General features: G+C 44.2%; 9 protein-coding genes. 5 read left to right on the top strand and 4 right to left on the bottom strand.

Going from position 1 to position 8002, the window contains the following annotated elements; translation table 11 throughout:
- Positions 1-191: 191 nt before the first annotated feature.
- Positions 192-818 carry a nitroreductase family protein gene (locus F8N00_RS14225; RefSeq protein WP_023467145.1) on the bottom strand — a complete coding sequence of 209 codons (627 nt, stop codon included), beginning with the start codon at positions 816-818 and terminating at the stop codon, positions 192-194.
- A gap of 185 nt (positions 819-1003) precedes the next feature.
- On the opposite strand from F8N00_RS14225, the gene yhfH reads away from it, so the two are divergent.
- The 4 genes from yhfH to F8N00_RS14205 all read left to right on the top strand — a co-directional run bounded on the left by yhfH (position 1004) and on the right by F8N00_RS14205 (position 3847).
- Positions 1004-1150, top strand: coding sequence for a protein YhfH (gene yhfH, locus F8N00_RS14220; protein WP_064505459.1), 147 nt, complete (start codon positions 1004-1006; stop codon positions 1148-1150).
- 191 nt (positions 1151-1341) lie between these two features.
- A complete protein-coding gene (locus tag F8N00_RS14215; protein ID WP_023467143.1) occupies positions 1342-2187 on the top strand; it encodes a polysaccharide deacetylase family protein in 846 nt (281 codons plus the stop codon).
- 15 nt (positions 2188-2202) lie between these two features.
- The gene (locus tag F8N00_RS14210; RefSeq protein WP_023467142.1) at positions 2203-2844 is read left to right on the top strand and encodes a YkyA family protein; all 642 of its coding nucleotides are present in this window, start codon (positions 2203-2205) and stop codon (positions 2842-2844) included.
- 100 nt (positions 2845-2944) lie between these two features.
- Complete coding sequence (locus F8N00_RS14205) at positions 2945-3847, top strand: EamA family transporter (protein WP_035398907.1); 903 nt, start codon at positions 2945-2947, stop codon at positions 3845-3847.
- Positions 3848-3868: 21 nt separating this feature from the next.
- Here F8N00_RS14205 and nagE read toward each other — a convergent pair whose 3' ends face one another.
- From nagE to F8N00_RS14190, 3 genes are all read right to left on the bottom strand, one after another.
- On the bottom strand, positions 3869-5377 hold the full coding sequence (gene nagE, locus F8N00_RS14200) for an N-acetylglucosamine-specific PTS transporter subunit IIBC (RefSeq protein WP_023467140.1): 1509 nt from the start codon (positions 5375-5377) through the stop codon (positions 3869-3871).
- Positions 5378-5589: 212 nt separating this feature from the next.
- Positions 5590-5787 carry a CsbD family protein gene (locus F8N00_RS14195; protein ID WP_023467139.1) on the bottom strand — a complete coding sequence of 66 codons (198 nt, stop codon included), beginning with the start codon at positions 5785-5787 and terminating at the stop codon, positions 5590-5592.
- A gap of 154 nt (positions 5788-5941) precedes the next feature.
- Positions 5942-7144 carry an ornithine--oxo-acid transaminase gene (locus tag F8N00_RS14190; RefSeq protein ID WP_023467138.1) on the bottom strand — a complete coding sequence of 401 codons (1203 nt, stop codon included), beginning with the start codon at positions 7142-7144 and terminating at the stop codon, positions 5942-5944.
- Between the two features lie 186 nt (positions 7145-7330).
- Between F8N00_RS14190 and F8N00_RS14185 the strand changes: the two genes are divergently transcribed.
- The coding region (locus tag F8N00_RS14185; protein WP_421018423.1) for a PAS domain-containing protein at positions 7331-8002 on the top strand (672 nt) is incomplete at its 3' end.

Below are 8002 nucleotides of genomic sequence, written 5' to 3'. Positions count from 1 at the left end.
CAGCGACCTCTACCCTGTCAAGGTAGCGCTCTCCCAGCTGAGCTACAGAATCATGTTTGCAGTACGTTATGTACTTGCTAGGACATGTATTAATATATCAAGAAACTAAAAGGCTGACAAGTCTTTTTCTGAAAAAAAATAAAAAAATTAAAATGGAGGAATTGAACCCCGCTTCCTCCATTTTGAATGACTTACAGGAAGGTCGACACTTGATCAATCGGTAAACGTAGTGCCGGACGCTTTTTCGCATCTTCAACCGCTTTTCCGACAGCAATCAACATGACCGGTACATACCGTGACTCGGTGATGAACGTTTCCGCAAAACGTTGATGATCGAATCCACCCATTGCGAGTGTTGATAATCCACGCGCTTCTGCCGCAAGCATCAATTGCATCGCAGCAAGGCTCGCATTCGACATTGCCGCATCGCGCCCATAGGCTTCACTTTGATAAGCACCTTCTACCTGTGCCTTGATCGAATCAAATAAATCCTCTGTCATGCCACCTGCTTCTACTGCTGGACCGTACACCGGATTGTAGTTTCGATTAGCTTGAACATCACCTAAGATCGCAATGACTGCTGAAGCCGAAGTGATAGCCGGCTGATTGTATGCGATCGGTGCAAGCTGTTGCTTCGCTTCTTCCGAATGAAAGACCGTGAAATGCCAATGTTGCAAATTCCAAGCACTCGGCGCCGCTGTCGTCCATTCTAATAGTTCTTCTACTTCCTGTTTTGAAAGCTTGAACGTTTCGTCGTAATGACGAACGGAACGTCTTTCTGTTAAGACACGCATTGTATCAAGTGTTGTCTGTGTCATGTATAAATCCCCCTTATCATTATCAGATTACTTAGATATCGTAGCATGTCTCTTTTTCATTGTCCTCTATCAGTACTTCAAACGAATTAACTGTTATAAAACAATAGTTGACATTCAACTTCTGTACTAATACAATAAAATCAAGAAAAAAGATCATTGCGTTTACTTTGAAGGAGGAAAAACACATGGAACAACCCCTTTACCAAGAAGCATCTGCTGCATTCTATCGTGAGCTTCCCGTCAAGACGTGTGCCCATTGCGGAAAAGAGATGGATGAACAATGTGAATCCTATCAAACGGAATGCGATGAGTGTGCTGTAACAGAACACTAATAACACATGAAACAATCACTTACTTAGTGGTTGTTTTTTTATTTCTTTTAAATTCTTTCTAAATAAATCAGTATTTTTTAGAAAAATCGATTTTTCGTCATCTTTTTGTCATCTGTTTGTTACAAAAGAAACAGTCAGAATGTTACATTATCTGTATATGATATTTTTGACAAAAGGAGCGACAGACAACGATGGATCCATTTACCTCAAGCCACGCTAGCGAACTCGGTCCACGACCGCGTACAAAAAAAAGAAAGTTTTTACCTCGGTTTTTCTTACTTCTCACACTTGTCTTTCTCGGAGTTGGGGGATATGTCGCTTACCGATACGTGTTTACTCCTGAACAACAATCCATTACGACAGGCAAATCCATTACTGAAGTACCTGTCGTCAATATGGAAAAAGCACGCGTGGAAAAATGGAATGGTGTGACGAAAAAAGTCGCTTATTTAACATTCGAGGATGGTCCATCCGCATTAACACCGGACTTGCTTCGAACATTGGATCAACTTCAGACTCGTGCTACTTTCTTTTATCTCGGATCACAAGTAGAAGCTTTTCCGCAAGAAGTCAAAGCTACTGCTAAAGCTGGACACTATATCGGATTACACGGGGAAACACACGATTACGATACATTGTACGAAAAAGGAAAGTATGTCTCAGAGATGCAAAGTGTTCAGAAGAAAATCCATGAGTTGACGAAGCTAACACCACATTTGACACGACCACCTTATGGCTCTGATCCCGGCATCACGAAAAAAATGGCATCTGCCATTCATTCAGCAGACTTCCGCGTGTGGGACTGGTCAATCGATTCAATGGACTGGTATTACAAAGATAGTGCAAAAGAAGTAGCGAATACGGTCATTCGGCGAGCAGAGCGTCCGTTTGAAATCATTCTCTTACATGAACAACCACAAGCCATCAAAGCACTTCCAGCCATTGTTGCCGGACTTCAGAAAAAAGGCTATCAATTCGCGATTTATGATGAAGATTTCCATATTCCGTACAACTTCACGCAACACTCGAATTTATAAGGAGTTACTATCCAGATGAAAAAAACATTCGTAGCAGTACTGTTCCTGTCGAGCTTTGGACTCGCTGCCTGTTCCAACGATTCACCAGCCTCTCTTCATGAACAGCTAGAGCAACAAGTGAAAGGTGAAGAGAAAGCATTCACGCTAGCTGATCAACGTGCTCGTAAGGATGAAATTTCAGTTAATACGTACCAAGCCGTTCTTGATGCAGGTGCTGAAGAAATCAAACGCTCTCAAAATGAACGAGAGGAATTAGAAGCCTTAAATGACGAACGGCTTGCTTTATTGAAACAAGAAGAAACGTTACGTAAGGAAACGTACGCTGCACTCGATCTTGAAGAATTGAAGGATGCTGTCAACAAACTTGATGGTAAAGCAAAAACAGAGGGAACTGCCTTAGTGACAATCATCAAGGAACGCGAGCAGACATTTCAAACGTTCTCGAAAACGTATCGACAAGCGATGGACGCTGAAAAGAAAGTGCTTTCACGCTTGACGAAAAAACCGGATTTCGTTAAGATTGATGAGTCAACAGCGGATTTAAATCGTTTAACACGGAAAGCTACCGCGTCATTAAAGAAGTGGAATGCGCTGACCGTTCAGTATAATCAAACGAAAACCCGGCTGTATCGTTTGCTCGACACATCAACTCAATAAATCACACAGGTTGCAACCAAACCCTGTCCAAAAAACCTGGACAAGGCCCCGTTGCAACCTTTTTTGTGTGGTTTTTACTAAAAATGGAGGGAAATTATTCATGCATCGCTCAAAAGCCACTTTATTCGTTCTCATCGGCGCTATCAGTTATGGTGTCCTCTCAACGATCGTCAAACTCGCTTATGCTGCTGGATTCAACTCAGCAGCCGTTTCAGGTAGTCAATTTTTCTTCGGCTGGCTGATGATTTTCGGACTTGCCTTATTTACGAAAAATCTTCGTCTCGATCTCAAAACAGCTGGTCTTCTCATGCTGATCGGTATCTCAAGTGGTACAACTGGTTATCTGTACTATCAAAGTCTTCAAACCGTATCCGCGTCCGTTGCAATCATTCTCTTATTCCAATTTACTTGGATCGGAGTCATCATCGATGCGCTCGCATTCAGACGCTTACCATCTCGCGCACACTTCTTGTCTGCGATTCTATTGATTGGTGGAGCCATTCTTGCGAGTGCGGCTTACTCGAGTCCACTCGACCTGCGTGGAACATTATTCGGTCTTGGAGCGGCTGTCAGCTTCTCGATTTTCTTACTCGCCAGCGGACGCATCGCCAATCATTTACCCGTCATCAAGAAAAGTTTTTACATGATGACAGGTGGTCTTGCTTTCGTCATGACGATGTATCCACCGACAACGTTCTTGTCCTCTGCGAACTTCGAAAATGGACTTCTGTTATACGCGATTCCGCTCGGTCTGTTCGCATTGATTTTACCACCGCTCTTATTTGCTGCTGGCGCGCCTCATCTCTCCCCAGCCAGCGTTTCTTTACTTGGAGCGGCTGAACTACCGACAGCAGTCATCTGTTCCGTCTTAATTTTAGGAGAACATCTGATGAGTTCCCAATGGATCGGGATCGTCATCATCTTGATCGGAATCTTTTATCCAATTTATCGCTCAAGCAAAACAGCATCTGTTGCGAACGTACAGCAAAACGACCTTTCCTGAGCTCAGGAAAGGTCGTTTTCTTTACTTCTGTCGTTTCATCGCATCCGCAACGAATTCGACGTCCGTACCAATGATGATTTGAACGCTAGTTGCCCCCATCTTCATGACACCTTTTGCTCCAGCCGCTTTAATCGCTGCTTCGTCAATGATGCTTGGATCTTTGACTTGAAGACGTAAACGTGTCGCACAATTGTCAATCGACGTGACATTTTCTGTTCCTTTTAGTCCCGCAAAGATGCGTGCTGCTTGTTGCTCATATTTATCGTCTGAATCTGTCAAAACGACTCCCGTGTCTGTGACGAGCGATTCATCTTCACGACCTGGTGTCTTCAGATCAAATTTCGTGATCATGAAGTAGAACAGGAAGTAGTAGACGACCGCGAACGCGAGACCAACCGGGATGAGAAGCAATGGTTTTGTGGCAATCCCGAAGTTCAAGGCATAATCAATGAAACCAGCCGAGAAGGAGAAGCCATGTAAAATACCGAGTAAGTTAACGATGGCCATCGATAGACCTGTTAAAACCGCATGAATGACATATAAAACAGGTGATAAGAACATGAACGAGAACTCGATTGGTTCCGTGATACCTGTCAAGAAGGACGTCAATCCAAGACCAATCATCGCTCCAGCAACTGCTTTTCGATTTTCTTTACGCGCAGCCATGACGATTGCAAAAGCTGCAGCCGGTAAGGCGAACATCATGATTGGGAAGAAGCCCGCTTGATAAATCCCAGCTGTCGGATCTCCAGCGAAGAAGCGCGCGATGTCACCGTTCGCGACCGTACCATCTGCTTTTTCATATGAACCGAAGACGAACCAGAAAATATTATTTAAGACGTGGTGTAAGCCGACAGGAATCAAGAGACGGTTAAAGAATCCAAACAGAGCAGCGCCTCCTGCACCAAGACCAACCATCCATTCACCAGCACCGTTGATGCCTTGCTCAATGAACGGCCAGACATAACCAAAGATGAAAGCAAGTACGAGCATGACCGCTGATGTAATGATTGGAACGAAACGACGACCTCCGAAGAACGCCAACCAATCCGGTAACTTAATGTTATAGAACCGATTGTATAGAAGTCCTGCGACGATACCCGCGATGATTCCACCGAATACCGCCATATTAACGGTCGAACCGAGTGTCGCCTGATTCGCGATCGAACCAAGTGTCGCTCCGTCGACCTTAGTCGAGGAATCATTGACGATCGCCGCGATCGCATCATACTTCGCCTGAATCTGTGCGCTGGAATAATCCTTGTTCATCGAGTCGACGCCATTCTTTAAGACGAGATACCCGATGGCCCCGGCAAGACCCGCTGCCCCGCTCGCATCGATCGATAGACCAATCGCGACACCAATGGCAAAGATCAATGGCAGGTTATCAAAAATAGCCCCTCCTGCTGCTACCATCAACGGAATATCTAACATATCCGCTGAACCTAATCGGAGTACGATTCCGGCAGCCGGTAATACTGCGATTGGTAACATCAAGGCTTTACCAATGCGTTGTAGAAACTGCAACATACCTTTCACCCTTTCTTGAATAAACGATAATGACAGAACAATGTAAACGCTTTTACGTTTTTTATTATTCCACATAAACATCTAAATGACTAGACCTTTATACAAATTATTCTTTATCTTTTTTTATTGATATAAAAATTCATTATAGCAGACGCTAAAAACCGGACTAGAGTCATTCTCCAGTCCGGTTTTTCTATTTGATTTCAACGGTCTTAGCGGCGATTTGTATCTTCAAAATTTTGTTGGACGTTACCGACTGTTTTCTTCGCCTCGCCTTTTACTTGATCTTTTTTACCTTCGCGCTCTGTCGATTTATCGCCTGTTGCTTTCCCAAGCGCTTCTTTTGCTTTACCCGCTACTTTATCGACGAGACCATCTACTTTTTTATTGAGACCACTGTTGTTCGACATAACCATTACCCCCATTTAAAAGTTTTTTTTGCGATAGTTGTCTGTTCCCTTGTCACTGATTTTCAAACGTTTCCTGTATCAAAACCGACACTTACCTAAACAAAAACAACAGTGAACGTCCTGTCCACTGTTGTTTAATCTAAAGCTATTCTTTTTACTGGGCGACGGAAACACCTAATACTTGTTCAATCCGTTCGAACGCCCAATCCAACTCTTCTTTTGTGATGACGAGCGGTGGTGCAAAACGAATGACTGTCTCATGTGTTTCTTTACAGAGCAAGCCTTTTTCCTTCAACGCTTCGCAATATGGTCGCGCTGCTTCTGTTAATTCAACACCAATGAATAATCCACGTCCACGTACTTCTTTAATCATCGGGTTGTTGATTTGTTTTAATTTCTCCATGAAGTACGTACCGAGTTCGAGTGAACGTTCCGGTAACTTTTCGTCTTCTAATACTTCAAGTGAAGCAATCGAGACGGCACAAGCGAGTGGATTTCCACCGAACGTCGAGCCGTGTGATCCTGGATTGAAGACGGAAAGGACATCTTTATTCGCAGCCACACATGAGATCGGGAATACACCACCACCCAGTGCTTTACCGAGGATATACATATCTGGCGTCACTTCGTCCCAATCAGAGGCGAACCATTTGCCAGAACGGCCTAGTCCAGATTGAATCTCATCCGATACGAGCAGAACATTCTGCGCACGACAAACTTCTTGCGCATCTTTTAAGAAACCATCGTAAGGAATTAAGATGCCTGCTTCGCCTTGAATTGGTTCCAAGATGAATGCCGCTGTATTCTCAGTGATCGCCTGTTTTAATGCCTCAAGATCGCCGTATGGAATCGTCTTGATTCCAGGAAGAAGCGGTCCAAATCCCCGTTGGTATTCTGCTTCCGTTGACATTGAGACGGCTGTCATCGTCCGACCATGGAAGTTTCCTTCACAAACGATGATTTCAGCATCACCTGGGATTTGTTTGACTTCATATGCCCAGCGTCGTGCTGCTTTTACTGCTGTCTCAACAGCTTCCGCACCTGTATTCATCGGTAATACCATGTCTTTACCCGTCAGTTGTGCTACTTTTTCATAGAAAAAGCCCAGTTGATCATTGTGGAAGGCGCGTGACGTCAACGTGATCTTATCCGCCTGTCGTTTTAGAGCCTCGATGATTTTCGGATGACGATGCCCTTGGTTGACAGCTGAGTAAGCGCTCAACATATCCATATAACGACGTCCTTCCGGATCCGTTACGAAGACACCCTCTGCTTCTGAAATGACGATCGGGAGTGGATGGTAGTTATGTGCTCCGAACTGTTCTGTCTGTTGAATGATTTTCTCTGTTTGATTCATCGAGATTCCCCCTTATAGCTCTTTAGAAAACGCTTTCAAAATCATTATAGCAGATTTTCTTGTATAATCTTCATCTAAAAAATGTATAACCTAGAGGATTACGATGCGTAAGAATTGAATATATTGGGAAAAGACAAGACAAGTGAACCGTCATCTCTTTTCATCATAAAGGAGCGTGCGCACGTAATGGATCGTTCGACCATTGATTCCTATGAAGTCGTCATTCAAGAATTCCCTTTACCCGCTTTCATCCTGAATACTGATTTGACCATCCGTTCTTGGAATGAACTAGCCGAAAGCCAGTGGGGCTGGACACAACAAGAAGTCGTGGATCAGACTGTTCCACTTCTTGAACAGGAAGACATGGCATTCAGTCATCAGATTTGGCGTGCCTTCTTGGAACGCCGTCAATCGGTCCAATTACCGAATGCCTCCTTATTGCATAAGACGGGCACTTCTGTAACATCAACTCTCCTTCTGTCTCCTTTACTTGATGATACAGGAACCGTTATTGCCGCTTTTGCTTGCTGTATCCCTTCAGCTGAGCAACAAACGAACATGAAACCACTCTTCCAAGGATTGATGGATTTGCGCTATGCATTCGATCAGATTGCTTCTGTCGCTGTCTTCGATGCACGAGGAACGATCACGTACGCGAATGATCAACTCATCGATGTGACAGGATATTGTTCTGAGATGCTTCTCAACCAACCATGGTCGCTCATCTTAGACCCATCCAGTCCCGTCGTTTCGGAGATTCGTGCACAACTTCGTGAACGAAAAGCCTGGTCTGGTCGCCTTAGCCTCACTTCGCAAACGGGCGAACGAAAACATCTCCCTGTCTCTTATACACATCTC

Source organism: Exiguobacterium sp. A1_3_1, from assembly GCF_048985645.1.
GTDB lineage: Bacteria > Bacillota > Bacilli > Exiguobacteriales > Exiguobacteriaceae > Exiguobacterium_A > Exiguobacterium_A indicum.
This window is presented reverse-complemented; position numbering and strand designations above follow the sequence as displayed.